Here is a 15,872-nt window from a genome sequence, read left to right as displayed (position 1 = left end):
CCTCGTTCCTCGTGCGTGCACAGCAAAGAGCCGCGCCCCTCCGTGGATGAGAACACGAGGGGCGCGGCTGACATTCCGGGGGCCTTGTGGGGCCTATCCGTTGTCCGGGTCCACGGGCTCGACGATCGCGTCCGAGTCGCGCGGGCCGATCTCCTTGCCCTTGTCCAGCGACGTGGAGCCGTTGGTCAGCGCCGCGGGCGGAGCCGAGACCGGAGGCCGCGTCGAGGGCGTACGCCGGGAGGAGCCCGTCCACGCCGGACGGGTGGGGCGCTTGACCACCGGCGAGAAGATCTCGGCGATCTCCTCCTTGTTCAGCGTCTCCTTCTCCAGCAGCGCGAGGACGAGGTTGTCGAGGACGTCGCGGTTCTCCACCAGGATTTCCCAGGCTTCGTTGTGCGCCGTCTCGATCAGCTTCTTGACCTCCTCGTCCACCAGCCCGGCGACCTCCTCGGAGTAGTCGCGCTGGTGGGACATCTCCTTGCCCAGGAAGGGCTCGGACTGGTCGGAGCCGAACTTGATCGCGCCCAGCCGCTCGGTCATGCCGTACTGCGTGACCATCGCACGGGCCGTGGCCGTGGCCTTCTCGATGTCGTTGGCCGCGCCGGTGGTCGGGTCGTGGAAGACCAGTTCCTCGGCGGCCCGCCCGCCCATCATGTAGGCGAGCTGGTCGAGCATCTCGTTGCGCGTCGTGGAGTACTTGTCCTCGTCGGGCAGCACCATCGTGTAGCCCAGCGCACGGCCTCTGGAGAGGATCGTGATCTTGTGGACGGGATCGGAGTTCGGTGAGGCCGCCGCGACCAGGGCGTGCCCGCCCTCGTGGTACGCGGTGATCTTCTTCTCCTTGTCGCTCATGATCCGGGTGCGCTTCTGCGGCCCGGCCACGACGCGGTCGATCGCCTCGTCCAGGTACTTGTTGTCGATCAGCTTCTGATCGCTGCGCGCGGTGAGCAGCGCGGCCTCGTTGAGGACGTTGCTCAGGTCGGCACCGGTGAAGCCGGGGGTGCGCCGGGCGACGGCGCCGAGGTCCACATCGGTGGCCATCGGCTTGCCCTTCTGGTGCACCTGGAGGATCTCCAGCCGGCCCTGCATGTCCGGGCGGTCCACGGCGACCTGGCGGTCGAAGCGGCCCGGGCGCAGCAGCGCCGGGTCCAGGATGTCCGGCCGGTTCGTCGCGGCGATCAGGATGACGCCGCCCTTGACGTCGAAGCCGTCCATCTCGACCAGCAGCTGGTTGAGCGTCTGCTCGCGCTCGTCGTGACCGCCGCCCATGCCGGCGCCGCGGTGGCGGCCGACGGCGTCGATCTCGTCGACGAAGACGATCGCGGGGGCGTTCGCCTTGGCCTGCTCGAAGAGGTCGCGGACGCGGGAGGCGCCCACACCGACGAACATCTCGACGAAGTCGGAGCCGGAGATCGAGTAGAACGGGACACCGGCCTCGCCGGCGACCGCGCGGGCCAGCAGCGTCTTACCGGTACCGGGCGGGCCGTAGAGCAGCACACCCTTGGGGATCTTCGCCCCGACGGCCTGGAACTTCGCGGGCTCCTGGAGGAACTCCTTGATCTCCTGGAGCTCCTCGACGGCCTCGTCCGAACCGGCGACGTCGGAGAACGTCGTCTTCGGGGTGTCCTTGGTGATGAGCTTGGCCTTCGACTTGCCGAAGTTCATCACCCGGGAGCCGCCGCCCTGCATCTGATTCATCAGGAACAGGAAGACGACGATGATCAGGACGAACGGAAGCAGCGAGAGCAGCATCCCGACGAACGGGTTCTGCTTCTGCGGCGCGACCGTGTATCCCTTCGGGATCTCCTTCTGGTCGTACTTCTGCTGAAGTGTCTTGGCGACGTCGACGCCCTGGTCGTCGATGTAGCTCGCCTTGATCTTGTCGCTGCCCTCGACCTTGGCGCCGTCCTTGAGCTCCAGCTTGACGATCTGCTCGTCGCCGGTGGTGAGCTCGGCGGACTTCACCTTGTCATCGTTGATCGCCTGTACGACCTGGCCGGTGTCCACCGTCTTGAAGCCGCCGGACGAGCCGACGACCTGCATCAACACGACCACGGCAAGGACGGCCAGCACGATCCACATGACCGGCCCGCGGAAGTATCGCTTCACGTCCATCCATACGGAGCGTGTGCGCCCCGTCCCTCCTGCCACAGTGAGTTGAAAAGCCTGACCTTCGGACGGTACCCCAGCATTGTCACCCGGCGCCGCCGAGGACGGTCAACCGGACCGCCCTCCGAAGCCTCAACGTGGGGACCCGCCCCTGTGTTCCCGCTCCGGACGCCCGGCCCGGGGCGGCTCAGCCGCCGTAGACGTGGGGCGCGAGCGTACCGACGAACGGGAGGTTGCGGTACTTCTCGGCGTAGTCGAGCCCGTAGCCGACGACGAACTCGTTGGGGATGTCGAAGCCCACCCACTTCACGTCGATGTCGACCTTCGCGGCGTCCGGCTTGCGCAGCAGCGTGCACACGTTGAGCGAGGCCGGCCCCCGGGAGCCGAGGTTCGACAGCAGCCAGGACAGCGTCAGGCCGGAGTCGATGATGTCCTCGACGATCAGCACGTGCTTGTCCTGGATGTCGGTGTCCAGGTCCTTGAGGATGCGGACCACACCGGAGGACTGGGTGCCGGCGCCGTACGAGGACACCGCCATCCAGTCCATGGTCACGGGGTTCGACAGGGCCCTCGCGAGGTCCGCCATCACCATGACGGCCCCCTTGAGGACCCCCACCAGCAGCAGGTCCTTGCCCGCGTACTCCGCGTCCACGGCAGCCGCCATCTCGGCCAGCTTCGCGTCGATCTGTTCCTTGCTGACCAGCACCGATTCGAGCTCGGTGCCCATGTCTTTCTCGTCCACCCGTGTCGCTCTCGCTCGTCGCGGCCCGGCGGCCCGCCGCGGACCGCCGCCGGATCCGGTGTCACCGGCGTCCGTGGCGCCCGCCGCTCTCCGCCGGGATTGCGGCCCCGCCGAGCAGCCGGGCCGGTCAGCGGTGGACGGGCCGGTCAGTTCGGTGAGCCATGCCGGATGACCAGTCTGCCACCCTGCCGTGCGGCTTCCACACGCCCGGGGAGGTTGATGGGCCGCTGACCGCGCCAGGCGGTCAGCAGCCGGTCCACCTCCTCGATGTGCCGTGCGCTCAGCGAACCGGCCGGCGCCCCGGCCTCGATCGCCGCCCGGCGCAGCACCCGGCGCCGCACCGCCGGCGGAAGCTGCGTCAGCCGTGCCGCGTCGAGCACCCGGCAGCGGCCGGAAGCACAGGCGCCCGCGGCACCGGCGACTCCGGGACGTCCGGCGCCTGCGGCACCACGGACGCCCTCGGCGGGCTCGGCGCCCCGGAGGCCCTCGGCCCCTTCCAGGACGGTGCGTTCCACGTCGTCCGTCCACGCGTCGAGCGCGTCGGCGTCGTCGCGGGAGAGCTGTGCGGTGCGGGCGAGCGCCTCGACGACGCCCTTGCCGAGCGCCTTCTCCAGCGCGGGCAGCGCCTCGTGGCGGACGCGGGAGCGGGTGTAGGCGGGGTCGGCGTTGTGCGGGTCGTCCCAGACGGGCAGCGACTGGACCATGCACGCCTTGCGGGTGCTCTGCCGGTCGACGGCCAGGAACGGGCGCCGGTAGCGGCCGCCCGGCCCGGAGACGGCGGCCATGCCGGACAGGGAGCGCGTCCCCGAGCCGCGGGCGAGGCCGAGCAGCACCGTCTCGGCCTGGTCGTCACGGGTGTGGCCGAGGAGGACGGCGGCCGCGCCGTGCCGCTCAGCCACCTCGTCCAGCGCGCGGTACCGGGCGTCCCTGGCGGCGGCCTCGGGGCCGGTGCGGGTGCGGGGCACCTGCACGGAGACGGACTCGACGGGGGCGAGTCCGAGTGCGGTGAGCCGCTCGACGACGTCGCGGGCGCGCTCGGCCGAGCCGGGCTGGAGACCGTGGTCGACGGTCACACCGCCGGCGCGGAGGCCGAGCCGGGGCGCCTCGAAGGCGAGGGCCGAGGCGAGTGCCATGGAGTCGGCGCCGCCGGAACAGGCGACGAGAACGAGCGGCGCTGCGGCCGGGAGCGGGGCCTGCTGCGCGGGGCCCGTCGGGGCGGACGCGGGGAGCGGAGACGGGGGGATCGCGGGGGCTGCGGGGGGACGGGGGCTGCGGGTGCCGGGGGCGGCGGGGGCCGTCGGGTGCGCGTCGCGCACCTCGTGGAGCGTGCGGCGGACCGCCAGGCGTATCGCGGCGACCGCGGGGTGGGGACCCATGTCCGATTCACTTCCTCGTCAGGGATCTGCGCCAATCCCGGGGGGATTCGCGGGGGATGCGGGGGGAATCGCGCACTGTGCGGGAATGTGCGCGATCAGCGGCGTTCTACTGGGAGTTGGGGAGCCCGTCGTCGATCACGCTGCGTGTGTCGATGGTGACAGAGACGGACTGTGTTTCCCGAGCATCGCACGCGTACCCCGGCCTCACGGTCCCTCGGAAGGGTGATTGCCGCGGCTCTCCCACGACGTTCTGCCGCCTGCTCGCGCCTCAGTCCGCCTTCCGGTGCACCCTCGCGATCCACTCGGCGGGTTTGGTGATCTCCGCCCTGGTCGGCAACGTGTTCGGGGACGTCCACACACGGTTGAATCCGTCCATCCCGACCTCGTCGACGACCGCGCGCACGAAGCGTTCGCCGTCCCGGTACTGGCGCAGCTTGGCGTCCAGGCCGAGCAGCTTGCGCAGCGCCTGGTCGAGCCGGCCGGCGCCGGTCGCGCGGCGCTTCTGGAACTTCTCGCGGATCTCCGAGACGGACGGCACCACCTGCGGGCCGACCCCGTCCATGACGTAGTCCGCGTGCCCCTCCAGCAGCGACATCACCGCGGTGAGCCGGCCGAGGATCTCCCGCTGCGCCGGGGTCTGGACCAGCTCCACGATGCCGCCGTGCTCACCGGCCGCGCCGCCGCCGTCCTCCCCGGCGTGCTCGGCCGGCTCGCCCTGGCGGTTGCCGCCCAGCGTCTGCACCGCCTGGCGCAGCCGCTCCAGCAGGGTGGAGGGGTCGATGTCCGTCTCCTCCAGGAAGGACTGGATCTCCATCCGGAGGTGGTCGCGGAGCCAGGGGACGGCGGTGAACTGGGTGCGGTGCGTCTCCTCGTGCAGGCACACCCAGAGCCTGAAGTCGTGCGGTTCGACGCCGAGTTCACGCTCGACGTGCACGATGTTCGGCGCGACCAGCAGCAGCCGGCCGCCGTCCGGGGAGCCGGGCAGATCGCGGGTCGCCGGCGCGAACGTCTCGTACTGGCCGAGGACGCGCGAGGCGAGGAAGGACAGCAGCATGCCGACCTCCACGCCGGTGACCTTGCCGCCGACCGCGCCGAGCACGGCCCCGCCCGGCATGCCCGCGCGGCGCGCCTCCATCTTGCCCAGCAGCGGCTGGAGCAGCTCGCGGAAGCCGGCCACGTTGGCACGCACCCAGCCCGGCCTGTCCACCACGAGGACGGGGGTGTCCGCCGCGCCCGCGCCGTCCTGCGCCAGGCGTGTGAACGCCCGCACATGCTCCTCGGACGCCTTCGCGTGCCGGCGCAGCTCGGCGACGATCTCGCGTGCCTCGTCCCTGCTGACATCGGGCCCCGGCCGTACGAGCCGGGTCGCGGTCTGGACCGCGAGCTTCCAGTCGACCATCTCCACACCACCGAGGCTCGTCATTCCTTCACGGTACGTGCCATGGGCCGCGCACGGGAGCCGACCGGGGGACCACTCGTCCCGTAGGGGACGCGGGCTCAGCCGGTGGACGGGGAGTCGCGGCAGCCGCAGTTGGCGAGGGTGGAGGCGAGCCTGTCCAGCCCGGCCTCGGCGGCGCCCGGGTCCTTCGCGCCGGAGGTCATGAAGGCGAAGGCGAGCATCCGGCCGTCGGCGTCGACGACCGTGCCGGCGAGGGTGTTGACGCCGGTGAGCGTGCCGGTCTTCGCCCGGACGAGGCCCGCGCCGGGCTCGCCCCGCTCGCCGCCGTACCGGCTGCCCAGGGTGCCGGTGAAGCCGGCCACCGGGAGCCCGGTGAGGATGCCGCGCAGCTCGGGCCGGTCCGGGTCGGCCGCCCGGACCAGCAGCCGGGTGAGCAGCGCGGGTGTGACCTTGTCGGTGCGGTCCAGGCCGCTGCCGTCCGCGAAGACCGCGCCCTTCAGCGGGACGTCCAGCCGCCGGAGCGTGCGCTCCACGGCCCGGCCCGCGCCCTCGAAGCTGGCCTCCTCGCCGGTGGCCAGCGCGGTCTGCCGGGCGAGGGCCTCGGCGATGTCGTTGTCGCTGTGCGTCAGCATCCGTTCGACGAGGGCGCCCAGCGGGGCCGAACGGTGCGCCGCCAACCGCTTCGCTCCCCCGGCCGCCGTGTGCGCCTTGGCCGGGCCCGCCAGCTCGACGCCCTCGGCCTCCAGGCGCTTGCCGAACTCCTCCGCCGCCTGGCCGGCCGGGTCGTCGGTGCGCGGTGCGGGCCCGTGGTCGCTGGAGTCCAGCCGGCCCTCGTCCACCATCAGGGCCGTGACCGGGGCGAGGTTCTCGTTCGGACCTATCGGGTGCTGGTCGGTACCGCGGTAGCGGCTGGTGTCGTAGCCGAGCCGGACGGTACGGGTGCCGGCCTTCCGCAGGGCGCCCGCGGTCTTCTTCGCCAGGTCGCCGAGCGCCTCGGGCGTCAGCGTCGGATCGCCGCCGCCGACCAGGGTCACCCGGGAGCCCTCGCCGACCACGCGGGTCGTGATGCGGTGGTCGGCTCCCCGTGCGGTGAGCGCGGCGACGGCCGTGGCCAGTTTGACGGTGGACGCCGGGGTCGCCGGTGCGCCGGACCGCTCGGTGTACAGCTGTCTGCCGGACGCCGCGTCCACGACGGAGGCGCTGCGCACCGCGCCGAGCGAGGGCTCGCCCAGCAGCGGCTCCAGGGTGTCGGCCAGCGCGGAGGCGGTGGGCGGCGGCACCTGTCCGGCCGGGCCGCCGCCGGTGCCGGCGGCGGCGTCGTCACCGTCACCGTCACCGTCACCGTCCTGTCGGCTTCCCCCGCCGCTCCCGCCGCCGGCGCCGTCCGCCTTCCGGTTCCCGGGCAGGGGGCCCGTCGCGGCCAGGACCGGGGCGGCCGTCGGCCCGCCCGGCTCCCCGGTGTGGTCCGTGCCACTCCGGCCGTCCGCACCGGCGGCCCGCGCCCGTTCGGCCGTACGCTGACCCGAGTCCCACGGGCCCGCTGCGCCCACGGTCACCGCCGAGATCACCAGTCCGAGCGCGGCGGCGACCGCCGTCAGCCGGACCGTCTGCCGCTCGTGCGGTGTCGTGGCCCGCCAGCGTTGCCGGGCCCGGTGGTTCACCGTCCGTAGCGCACGCACTGCCGCGCGATATGCCCGGTTCGCGGTGTCACGCACCTTTGATGCGGTGTCCACCACCACGACCAGCCCCTTTCGCGAGCACACATGTGCGTGGGGGACACTTAATCACCAGACTGGCGTTCTTCTGGGGGACGGCCCCCAGGCATACGAGTGCTGATCTATTGATGATCTATACGGAGGAGCCTCCCTTGGAGTTCGACGTCACCATCGAGATCCCGAAGGGCTCTCGTAACAAGTACGAGGTGGACCACAAGACCGGCCGTATCCGGCTCGACCGCCACCTGTTCACGTCGACCGTGTACCCGGCGGACTACGGCTTCGTCGACGGCACCCTGGGCGAGGACGGCGACCCGCTGGACGCGCTCGTGCTGCTGGAGGAGCCCACCTTCCCCGGGTGCATCATCAAGTGCCGCGCGATCGGCATGTTCCGGATGACGGACGAGGCCGGCGGGGACGACAAGCTGCTGTGCGTGCCCTCCTCGGACCCGCGCATGGAGCACCTGCGCGACATCCACCACGTCAGCGAGTTCGACCGGCTGGAGATCCAGCACTTCTTCGAGGTCTACAAGGACCTGGAGCCCGGCAAGTCCGTCGAAGGAGCCGACTGGGTCGGCCGCGCCGAGGCCGAGGCCGAGGTCGAGGCCTCCATCAAGCGGCTGGAGGCCGAGGGCGGTCACTGACCCTCGCGCCGTCTCCCCGGGGCCGTGCCCCGGCACCGCCCGCGCCTCGTGCCCCGGTCCGCTCCCGCGGCCGGGGCACGGCCGTATCCGGCGCCGCGGGGCCGACCCGGCCCGGCCCCGTCAGAAGTCGCCGCCTGTCAGAAGGTCCGTCAGAAGCCGCGGGTCCGCTTGACGCCGCGGCGGCCCGGGAGCGGGGTCTCGCGGCCCGGGGACTTGATGAACAGCCGGGCCAGTTCGCCGCCGAGGTTGACGCCGATGGCGATGGCCAGGGCGAGCGCGACCGCCGTGGCGAGCCGCTCGAAGCCGTCGTTGACCTGGCCCTGGGCGATGTTGAGCAGCCCGAAGTAGGTCGCGCTACCGGGGAGCAGCGGGCCGATGGCCGCGGTGATGTAGGGCAGCGACGAGGAGAACTGGTAGCGCGACATCAGCTGCCCGAACAGCCCGACGAGTCCGGCGGCCACGACCGTCGCGGGCACCTGGTGCATGTTCGCCGTGGTCATGGCGCCGTAGATGAGCCAGGCGACACCGCCGTTGAGGGTGGCCTGGATGACCGTGCTGCGCTCCTGCTGGAGCAGCACGCAGAAGGACAGCGCCAGCAGCATGGCGGCGAACAGCTGGATGACGGGCCGGCCGTTGCCGTGGTGGATCACGTCCGGGGTGAGCTTGGCGCCGAGCCGGTCGCCGACGTAGAGCACGAGCAGCACGCCGCAGACGATGCCGACGATGAGGTAGACGACCTCCAGCAGGCGTGCGGCGGCCGTGATGTAGAAGCCGGTGAGGCCGTCCTGCACCGCGGCGACGAGGGGACGCCCGGGGATCAGGGCGAAGAGTCCGCCGGTGATGACCGCGGCGGCGTTCACCCGGGCCTCGGGCGAGGTGTCGATGAGGACGAAGGCGACCCCTATCGCGGCGGGCGGCATGGCGGCGGCGGCGAACTGGTAGAACTCCGGCAGTCCGCGCCCGGCGCACAGCCAGGCGAGCCGGTCGCCGAGCATCGCGCCGAGGGCCGCCAGGAGGAAGACGAGCGCGTCGCCGCCGACGAGCAGGGACGCCGCGCCGGAGAGCGAGCCGGCGGCGATGGTCAGGGCGCCCTTGGAGAAGGGGTGCCTGTTGCGCCGCATCTCGGCGAGCCGCCGGTACGCCTCCTCCAGGGTGACGTCGCCCTGAGTGATGTCGTCGACGAGCCGGAACACCGAGGAGAGCCGGGTGTAGTCGGTGCCCCGACGGCGGACGGTGCGGCTGAGCGTCACCGGGTCGTCGACCAGCGAGGGCTGGTGCGTGATGGAGAGCAGGGTGAACGTCACCGTCGGCTCGGTGCGGTCGAGTCCGTAGGCGTGGGCGACGCCGAACATCGCGGCCTCCACGTCCTCGGCGCCCTCCCCGCCGGCGAGCAGCAGTTCGCCGATACGGAGAGTGAGGTCGAGGACGCGCGGCACGGGCGGCCCCGCCTCGGCCTCCTCGCGGGCCACCCGCTCGGGGACGGGCCGTTCGGCCAGCGGCATCCGCACCAGGCTGCGCATCCGGTCCTGCCAGGGGGAGCCGGGCTTGGCGAGCGGGCCGACGACGGGGATGCCCTCGGGCGGGGTGAACGCGCTGCCCTGTTCCGAGGGCGTCGGGTTCACCAGTCCTTCGGGTACGGCGAACTCGGAGGTGGGGTGCTCGTCCTCCGGTGCGGGAGGGAGGGGGACGCCGAGCGGCGGGGTGAAAGCGCTGCGTGCCTCGTCGGAGGGCGGCTTGACGTCCTCCGGTTCACCCTGTTCTGCGGCGTCGCCGTTCCCTTTGGGCTGCCCCACCACTTTCTGTCCGCTCCTCACCTTGTGCGCCGTACGCGTGGAAAGCCTTGTGCCTCCAGCAGTGCCACACCCTCCACGTGGCGTTCCTCGGGGGCGGTTCCATCTTCCGGAAGCGTCTTACCTCACAGTGGATTGCAAGGCTCTCCCCAAAACCCTCTGTACCAACGGAGGTTAAAGGGCGTCACTCCCGTCGGCACGAGCGGAGGGGGAGATTCCGGTGCTGCGGACCGTAGGTACGTCTCAGCCGGCCTGCCCCGGCGTCCCGGGTTCCCTGCCCCGGCGTTCCGGGTTCTCGGAGCAGGGCTTCCCAGTCGTACGACGGCCCCCGGAGCGCCGAGGGGCACCTCGCCCGCCCCGTCCGGCAGATGCACCCGTACGCCATACGCCGTCCGGCCGCCTCCCGGAGCACACGGAAGCGGCGGAACGCGTCCTCGGGGACGGTGCGTTCCGCCGCTTCGGCCGCCCGGCCGCGGGGCGGGATCGCGCGCTGCGGGGGCGGTACGGACGCGGGCGCCTCAGCTCTGCGGGGCGGGGCCGGAGCCGGGGAGGGAGTCGGAGTCCGAGCCGGAGGCGGGGTTGGAGTCGTAGTCCGAGCCGGAGTCCGGGCCGGAGTCGGGTGCGGAACCGGTTGCGCGTCCGGCGCGCTCCGCTGGTGCCGCCTCTTCGGCCCGTTCGGCGTTGGCGGCGAGCACGTCGTGCACATAGCGGGCCAGGCCCGGGCGGATGTTCTCGTAGGTGGCGGTGAAGCGGGCGTCCGTCACATACAGCTCGCCGAGGCGGCGGTGCATCGCGTGGTCGCAGTCGTAGCTGGTCCGGGTGATGAAGGCGCGGTGCTCCTCGGCCAGCCGGAGGGCCTCGGGCGCGTCGGCGGGGGCGCCGGCGTCGAGCAGGGCGGCGAAGCGCCGGTGGAGCGCGTCCATCTCGGCCGTGAACCGCTTCCAGTCGTCCTTGGTGCGGGCGGCGGAGCGGCGCGCGGACGAGGCGAAGGCGCCGTTGTCGCAGTCGCCCCAGCGGCGCTCGGCCTCGGCCGTGGCCTCGTCGACGTCGAAGTCGCCGAAGACCTCGAACTTCTCCTCGGGCGTGAGGTTGATGCCCATCTTCTGTGCCTCCAGGGCTCGTTGCACGGCGGCGGCCATCTCCGTGAGCCGGGCGATCCGGTCCGTCAGCAGCGCGTGCTGTCGGCGCAGGTGCCGGGTCGGGTCCTGCTCCGGTGCGGCGAGCAGCTCGGCGATCTCCTCCAGCGGGAAGCCCAGTTCCCGGTAGAAGAGCACGCGCTGGAGCCGGTCCAGGTCGGCGTCGGTGTAGCGCCGGTGTCCTGCCGGGGTGCGCTCGCCGGGTACCAGCAGCCCGATCGCGTCGTAGTGGTGCAGGGTGCGCACGGTGACCCGGGCGAAACCGGCGACTTCCCCGACGGACCAGCTCATGTCCGCCTCCTTTCGCTGACGGATGCCACGCTGCCGCCTCACGTGACGTGAGGTGCAAGTCCGCGGGCCCGGCGCCCGGCGGATGCGGCGGACCCGGGCCGGGCGGTCAGCCGCGCGGAGCCGCACCGCCCTCGCCCTCGCCGGCCATGGTGTAGGCGCCGGACTCCAGACGGGCGATCAGTTCGCGGGTCCACCGGGCGTCGGCGTCGGTGCTGTACGCCCGCAGCCGGGCGATCTCGTCGAGGTGGCCCCACGGCCCGGTCGGTGCCTCCGGTGTCCGGGGGGCGGCCGGCTCGCGGTGCCGGTCGCGCAGCGCGTCCAGCCGCTCGTGCAGCAGCCGGATCGCCTCGGCGCGGGTGAGGTCGGCCAGGAAGCCGATACCTGCCGTGAGCACGTCCGGCTTCTCGTCGACGGCGGTCAGCGCGTGCCGCAGCAGGCGGAGGAACTCCCGCTCGCCCTCGGCGGTCGTCTCGTACTCGGTGCGCGGCGGGCCGCCGGCCGTGCTGGGGGCGCGCTCGTGGGCGCGCAACAGGCCCTGTTCCGCGAGCTGTCGGAGCGCGTGGTAGAGGGAGCCCGGGTTGCTGCCGGCCGGCTGCCGGAGCCCCTGCCGGGTGCGGAACTCCAGATCGCCGCGGATCTGGTAGCCGTGTGCCCGGCCCCGGTCGCGTACGGCGCCCAGCACCAGCAGCCGGATGGCCGACATGCCTGCGTCCCCTTCGCGTCCCGTGTCTGCCCCCGCGCACCGCGCGCCGCGCGGCCGCCCCAGCCTAGTCGCAGGGTGCGCGGCGGGGGCGGCGCGGCGGTGTCCGGCAGCGGGCGCCCGGCGGCCGGGAGGGGCGGGCGCCCGGAAGGTCAGGCGCCCCGGGACCGGTCGGGCTCGGGCATGGCGCCGGTCTCGAAGACGAGGTCGAAGGCGACCTTGCCGTCGATCGTCTCGCGGACGATGTCGGCGTGGCCCGCGTGCCGGGCGTACTCCTCGATCAGGTGCAGCAGGCCCCAGCGCCAGGAGTACCGGCCGCCCTCGAACCAGGGCGCCGGGGGAATCACGAAGGTGTCGTCCAGCGAGGGCTGGGCGAGCGCCGCCTTCTCCAGCTCGGCCGCGGCCCGCTCGGAGCGCTCCAGCAGGTGCTCGACGGTCTCGTCCGGGCCGGGCGTGAAACTGGCCTCCCGCAGCCGCTTCTTCTCCTCGTCGGGCAGCGGGTCGTCCACGAAGACCCGCAGCCACAGCTCCTCGACGAACGTGAGGTGCTTGAGCACTCCGGACAGGGATATCGCGCTGGCCGAGGGGGCGCTGCGGGCCTGCTCCTCGGTCAGCCCGTGCAGGGCCCGGCGCACCGCGCCGCGCTGTGCCCGGAGGTAGGCCAGGAGTGCGCCGCGCTCGTCGCCGTGCTCCTCGGGCTCGACAATCACCGGCATGCCGGTCGCCACCTCTCGCTGGGGAACGCCTCGGTCGGCGTCCGCTCGGTGAGTTCCACAGTAGGCGCAGTCGCGGACACTCTCTGTCCTCGACCTGCGTCCTCAACAGGCCGCCGTACGGCCGCAGTCGGGGACGTGCGGGGGCCGGGCCCGGGCCCGGGTTCAGAACGGGAAGGTGGCCCGGCCGCGCTGGATGGAGAGCCACTTGGTGGTGGTGAACGCCTCGACGACCTCGGGGCCGTTGAGCCGGCCGAGCCCGGAGTGCTTCTCGCCGCCGAACGGCACACCCGGCTCGTCGGCGACCGTCGAGTCGTTGACGTGCACCATGCCCGCCTCGATCCGGCGGGCCACCGCGAAGCCGCGCTCGACGTCCGCGCTGTGCACGGCGCCGGCCAGGCCGTAGGGGGTGTCGTTGGCGACGTGCACCGCCTCCTCGTCGCCGTCCACCGGGATGATCAGGGCCACCGGGCCGAAGATCTCCTCGCGCAGCAGCGAGGAGTCGGCGGGCAGTCCGGTCAGCACGCTGGGCGCCACCAGATTGCCCTCGGCACGGCCGTGCAGCAGTGGCACGGCACCCTCGGCCAGGGCCTGGTCGACGATCGCGGTGACGCGTTCGGCCTGGCGCGAGTTGATGAGCGGGCCGATGTGGGTGGCCGGATCCCGCGGGTCGCCGACGACGAGTTCGCGGACGCGAGAGACGAACTTCTCGGTGAACTCGGCCTCCACCCGCCGGTCGACGATGATCCGGTTGGCCGCCATGCACAGCTGGCCCTGGTTGACGAAGCGGCTGAAGACGGCGGCGTCCACGGCGTAGTCGACATCGGCGTCGTCCAGCACCAACAGGGCGCTGTTGGAGCCCAGTTGGAGAATGGTGCGCTTGAAGTTGCGGGCGGCGACGGTGGCCACGTGCCGGCCGACCCGGTCGGAGCCGGTGAAGGAGATCGCCTTGGGGACGGGGTGCTCGACGAGGGTGTCGCCGATCTCCGCGCTGTCGGTGATCACGACGTTGACGAGACCGGGCGGCAGCCCGGCGTCCTGGAGCACCTTGGCCACCAGCGTGCCGCCGGTGACGGGGGTGGACTGGTGCGGCTTGAGAAGGACGGCGTTGCCCAGCGCCAGGGCCGGGGCCACGGACTTGACCGATATCAGGAACGGGTAGTTGAACGGCGATATCACGCCGACGACGCCGACGGGATCGCGGTAGACCCGGTTCTCCTTGCCCTCCGCGATGGACGGCAGGATCTCTCCGCGCGCGTAGAGCGTGAGCTGCATGGCCTCGCGGAGGAACTCCTTGACCATGTGGATCTCGAAGGCCGCCTTGCTGAGGGTGCCGCCCAGCTCGGCCACGATGGCGTCGGTGATCTGCTGCTCGTTCTCCTCGATGACGCGTATCGCGCCCTCGAAGACCCTTCTGCGCGCATACGGGTTGGTCTCCGCCCAGGCGGGCTGGGCCCGTTCGGCCGCGCGGTAGGCGAGATCCAGCTCATCGGGGGTGGCGACCGTGATCGAGGCGAGCTTCTCGCCGTCGTAGGGGTTGAAGTCGATGATGTCCCAGGACCCCGTCCCGGGGCGCCACTCGCCGTCTATGCACTGCAACGCGAGATCCGTGAAGTAGGACATGCACTTCCTTCGGGGGGTGACAGGAGATGCTCTCTCAGCACGTCATCGTACCGGCGGGCTACCGGAGTTGACCGATCTTGCGCAGGTGGTCACGGGTCTGTTCCGGAGTGAGAGCGATCGCTTCCAGCCGTTCCAGGACCTTGTCGTACTGCCCCACGTCGTCCCGCTTGTCCAGATACAGGGCGCTGGTGAGCTGCTCCAGGTAGACGACGTCGCTCAGATCGGACTCCGGGAAGCGCAGCAGTGTGAAGGCCCCGCTCTCGGCGGCGTGCCCACCGGACTCGAACGGGACGACCTGGAGCGTCACATTGGGCCGCTCCGACAGCTCGACGAGGTGCGCCAGCTGCCCGGCCATGACCTCGGCGCTGCCGAACGGCCGCCGCAACGCCGCCTCGTCCAGGATGCACAGCAGCTGCGGGGCGCTCTCGCCGAGCAGCAGCTTCTGCCGCTCCAGCCGCAGGGCGACCCGGCGTTCGATCTCCTCGTCCGGAATGGGGGCGCGCATACCCGCCGTCACGACGGCATGGGCGTAGTCGCCGGTCTGCAACAGGCCGTGGACGAACTGGACCTCGTAGGTGCAGATGTGGGAGGCGGCGCCCTCCAACCCGACGTAGGTCTGGAACCAGCCGGGCAGCACATCGCTGTAGTTGTGCCACCACCCGGCGATGCTGGAATCGCGGGCGAGCGCCAGCAGGGGCTCGCGCTCGGAGTCGTCCGTCACGCCGTAGAGCGTCAGCAGATCCTCGACGTCCCGGGCCTTGAAGCTGACCCGGCCCAGCTCCATGCGACTGATCTTGGACTCGGAGGCACGGATCGAATATCCGGCGGCTTCACGGGTGACACCGCGCGCTTCGCGGAGCCTCCGCAGCTGGGACCCGAGCAGGATCCGCCGCACCATCGACCCGCTGGAACTGCCCACCCCCTTCGCTCCTCCGCTGACGTTCTGCGCCGGTTCTGCAGCCATTTCGATCAACCCTCCACCCCTGCTTGAAGGGAAGTGTGCCATCCCGCGTTCCGTTGCGTGCCCGTGCGGTTACAGACGATCGAAAGTCTTCCGTGCACGTGCATCTGCCCTTGCATCTGCTGTGAGCATTGGGAACCATGGGGATCGCACAAGTGCACCCGGAGTCGAGCCAGTTGAGGAATTTCCGGCCTGACCTGGGCGTACGGTGTCGCCCGCACCAGGCGGGGAGCACAGCCGACAGGATCCGCACAGGATCACCACTGCCGCTAACCCCAGGAGTGGCCCGTCATGGGGACCGATGGATCAACGGTGCTGGAGCCCTTATGGCAGGGGCTCCCCACACTGGATGCCGCCTCGGTCTCCGGTTCCGCCTCGTGCGCGCTGCCACCGCGCTACGAAGCGGTCAAGAGCGCGCGCGACTTCACCCGGCGGACGCTCGACCGCTGGGGGCTCGACCGGGAGTTCGACGACGTGGCGCTGGTGGTCTCCGAGCTGGTGACCAACGCCATGCGCCACGGCCTCGCCCCCGGCGCCGATCACGGGGCGGCGTCGGGGGACGAGGGCGACCCCCCGGTACGCCTGCACCTGATGCGCTGGTCGTCCCGGCTGGTGTGCGCGGTGCGTGATCCGAGCACCACACCTCCCGACGTGAGCGCCGTGGCGCACACGC

Annotated in this window: 11 protein-coding genes and 2 pseudogenes; 2 read left to right on the top strand and 11 right to left on the bottom strand. The window is 71.9% G+C overall.

Features of this window, described 5'->3' with window-relative positions; all coding sequences use genetic code 11:
* Positions 1 to 93: 93 nt before the first annotated feature.
* The 5 genes from ftsH to dacB all read right to left on the bottom strand — a co-directional run bounded on the left by ftsH (position 94) and on the right by dacB (position 7,389).
* Positions 94 to 2,115: an ATP-dependent zinc metalloprotease FtsH gene (gene ftsH / locus SCA03_RS20220; RefSeq protein WP_030891091.1), complete on the bottom strand. Its 2,022-nt coding sequence runs from the start codon at positions 2,113 to 2,115 to the stop codon at positions 94 to 96.
* 181 nt (positions 2,116 to 2,296) lie between these two features.
* Positions 2,297 to 2,836, bottom strand: coding sequence for a hypoxanthine phosphoribosyltransferase (gene hpt, locus SCA03_RS20215; RefSeq protein WP_030891083.1), 540 nt, complete (start codon positions 2,834 to 2,836; stop codon positions 2,297 to 2,299).
* Positions 2,837 to 2,997: 161 nt separating this feature from the next.
* Positions 2,998 to 4,227 carry a tRNA lysidine(34) synthetase TilS gene (tilS, locus tag SCA03_RS20210; protein ID WP_141275550.1) on the bottom strand — a complete coding sequence of 410 codons (1,230 nt, stop codon included), beginning with the start codon at positions 4,225 to 4,227 and terminating at the stop codon, positions 2,998 to 3,000.
* Positions 4,228 to 4,495: 268 nt separating this feature from the next.
* Complete coding sequence (locus tag SCA03_RS20205) at positions 4,496 to 5,650, bottom strand: Rv3626c family coenzyme F420 biosynthesis-associated protein (protein WP_030891077.1); 1,155 nt, start codon at positions 5,648 to 5,650, stop codon at positions 4,496 to 4,498.
* Positions 5,651 to 5,724: 74 nt separating this feature from the next.
* Positions 5,725 to 7,389 carry a D-alanyl-D-alanine carboxypeptidase/D-alanyl-D-alanine endopeptidase gene (dacB, locus tag SCA03_RS20200; RefSeq protein ID WP_086818284.1) on the bottom strand — a complete coding sequence of 555 codons (1,665 nt, stop codon included), beginning with the start codon at positions 7,387 to 7,389 and terminating at the stop codon, positions 5,725 to 5,727.
* 104 nt (positions 7,390 to 7,493) lie between these two features.
* Here dacB and SCA03_RS20195 point away from each other — a divergent pair, with 104 nt between their 5' ends.
* Positions 7,494 to 7,985, top strand: coding sequence for an inorganic diphosphatase (locus tag SCA03_RS20195; protein ID WP_030891071.1), 492 nt, complete (start codon positions 7,494 to 7,496; stop codon positions 7,983 to 7,985).
* A 149-nt stretch (positions 7,986 to 8,134) separates the two neighbouring features.
* On the opposite strand, the gene SCA03_RS20190 is transcribed toward SCA03_RS20195, so the two are convergent.
* The 6 genes and pseudogenes from SCA03_RS20190 to SCA03_RS20165 all read right to left on the bottom strand — a co-directional run bounded on the left by SCA03_RS20190 (position 8,135) and on the right by SCA03_RS20165 (position 15,202).
* Complete coding sequence (locus tag SCA03_RS20190; RefSeq protein WP_030891069.1) at positions 8,135 to 9,781, bottom strand: threonine/serine exporter family protein; 1,647 nt, start codon at positions 9,779 to 9,781, stop codon at positions 8,135 to 8,137.
* A gap of 665 nt (positions 9,782 to 10,446) precedes the next feature.
* Positions 10,447 to 11,202: pseudogene (locus SCA03_RS20185) on the bottom strand (MerR family transcriptional regulator); the annotation flags it as partial.
* Between the two features lie 106 nt (positions 11,203 to 11,308).
* Entirely contained in the window at positions 11,309 to 11,905 is a 597-nt protein-coding gene (locus SCA03_RS20180) for a PadR family transcriptional regulator (RefSeq protein ID WP_086817914.1), read from the bottom strand.
* A gap of 149 nt (positions 11,906 to 12,054) precedes the next feature.
* On the bottom strand, positions 12,055 to 12,618 hold the full coding sequence (locus SCA03_RS20175; protein ID WP_086817913.1) for a DinB family protein: 564 nt from the start codon (positions 12,616 to 12,618) through the stop codon (positions 12,055 to 12,057).
* A gap of 162 nt (positions 12,619 to 12,780) precedes the next feature.
* Complete coding sequence (locus tag SCA03_RS20170) at positions 12,781 to 14,238, bottom strand: aldehyde dehydrogenase family protein (RefSeq protein WP_030891061.1); 1,458 nt, start codon at positions 14,236 to 14,238, stop codon at positions 12,781 to 12,783.
* A 58-nt stretch (positions 14,239 to 14,296) separates the two neighbouring features.
* Complete coding sequence (locus SCA03_RS20165; RefSeq protein WP_051847027.1) at positions 14,297 to 15,202, bottom strand: Sco1979 family transcriptional regulator; 906 nt, start codon at positions 15,200 to 15,202, stop codon at positions 14,297 to 14,299.
* A 288-nt stretch (positions 15,203 to 15,490) separates the two neighbouring features.
* Here SCA03_RS20165 and SCA03_RS36375 point away from each other — a divergent pair.
* A pseudogene (locus SCA03_RS36375) lies at positions 15,491 to 15,847 on the top strand (ATP-binding protein); the annotation flags it as partial.
* Positions 15,848 to 15,872: the final 25 nt, after the last annotated feature.

Source organism: Streptomyces cacaoi, from assembly GCF_006539165.1.
GTDB lineage: Bacteria > Actinomycetota > Actinomycetes > Streptomycetales > Streptomycetaceae > Streptomyces > Streptomyces cacaoi.
This window is presented reverse-complemented; position numbering and strand designations above follow the sequence as displayed.

What these genes read in the sequence shown, in the direction of transcription:
- SCA03_RS20165 (WP_051847027.1), bottom strand. Translation starts at nt 15,202, where the DNA reads ATGGCTGCAGAACCGGCGCAGAACGTCAGCGGAGGAGCGAAGGGGGTG.
- ftsH (WP_030891091.1), bottom strand. Translation starts at nt 2,115, where the DNA reads ATGGACGTGAAGCGATACTTCCGCGGGCCGGTCATGTGGATCGTGCTG.
- SCA03_RS20170 (WP_030891061.1), bottom strand. Translation starts at nt 14,238, where the DNA reads ATGTCCTACTTCACGGATCTCGCGTTGCAGTGCATAGACGGCGAGTGG.
- SCA03_RS20180 (WP_086817914.1), bottom strand. Translation starts at nt 11,905, where the DNA reads ATGTCGGCCATCCGGCTGCTGGTGCTGGGCGCCGTACGCGACCGGGGC.
- SCA03_RS20175 (WP_086817913.1), bottom strand. Translation starts at nt 12,618, where the DNA reads ATGCCGGTGATTGTCGAGCCCGAGGAGCACGGCGACGAGCGCGGCGCA.
- hpt (WP_030891083.1), bottom strand. Translation starts at nt 2,836, where the DNA reads ATGGGCACCGAGCTCGAATCGGTGCTGGTCAGCAAGGAACAGATCGAC.
- SCA03_RS20205 (WP_030891077.1), bottom strand. Translation starts at nt 5,650, where the DNA reads ATGACGAGCCTCGGTGGTGTGGAGATGGTCGACTGGAAGCTCGCGGTC.
- tilS (WP_141275550.1), bottom strand. Translation starts at nt 4,227, where the DNA reads ATGGGTCCCCACCCCGCGGTCGCCGCGATACGCCTGGCGGTCCGCCGC.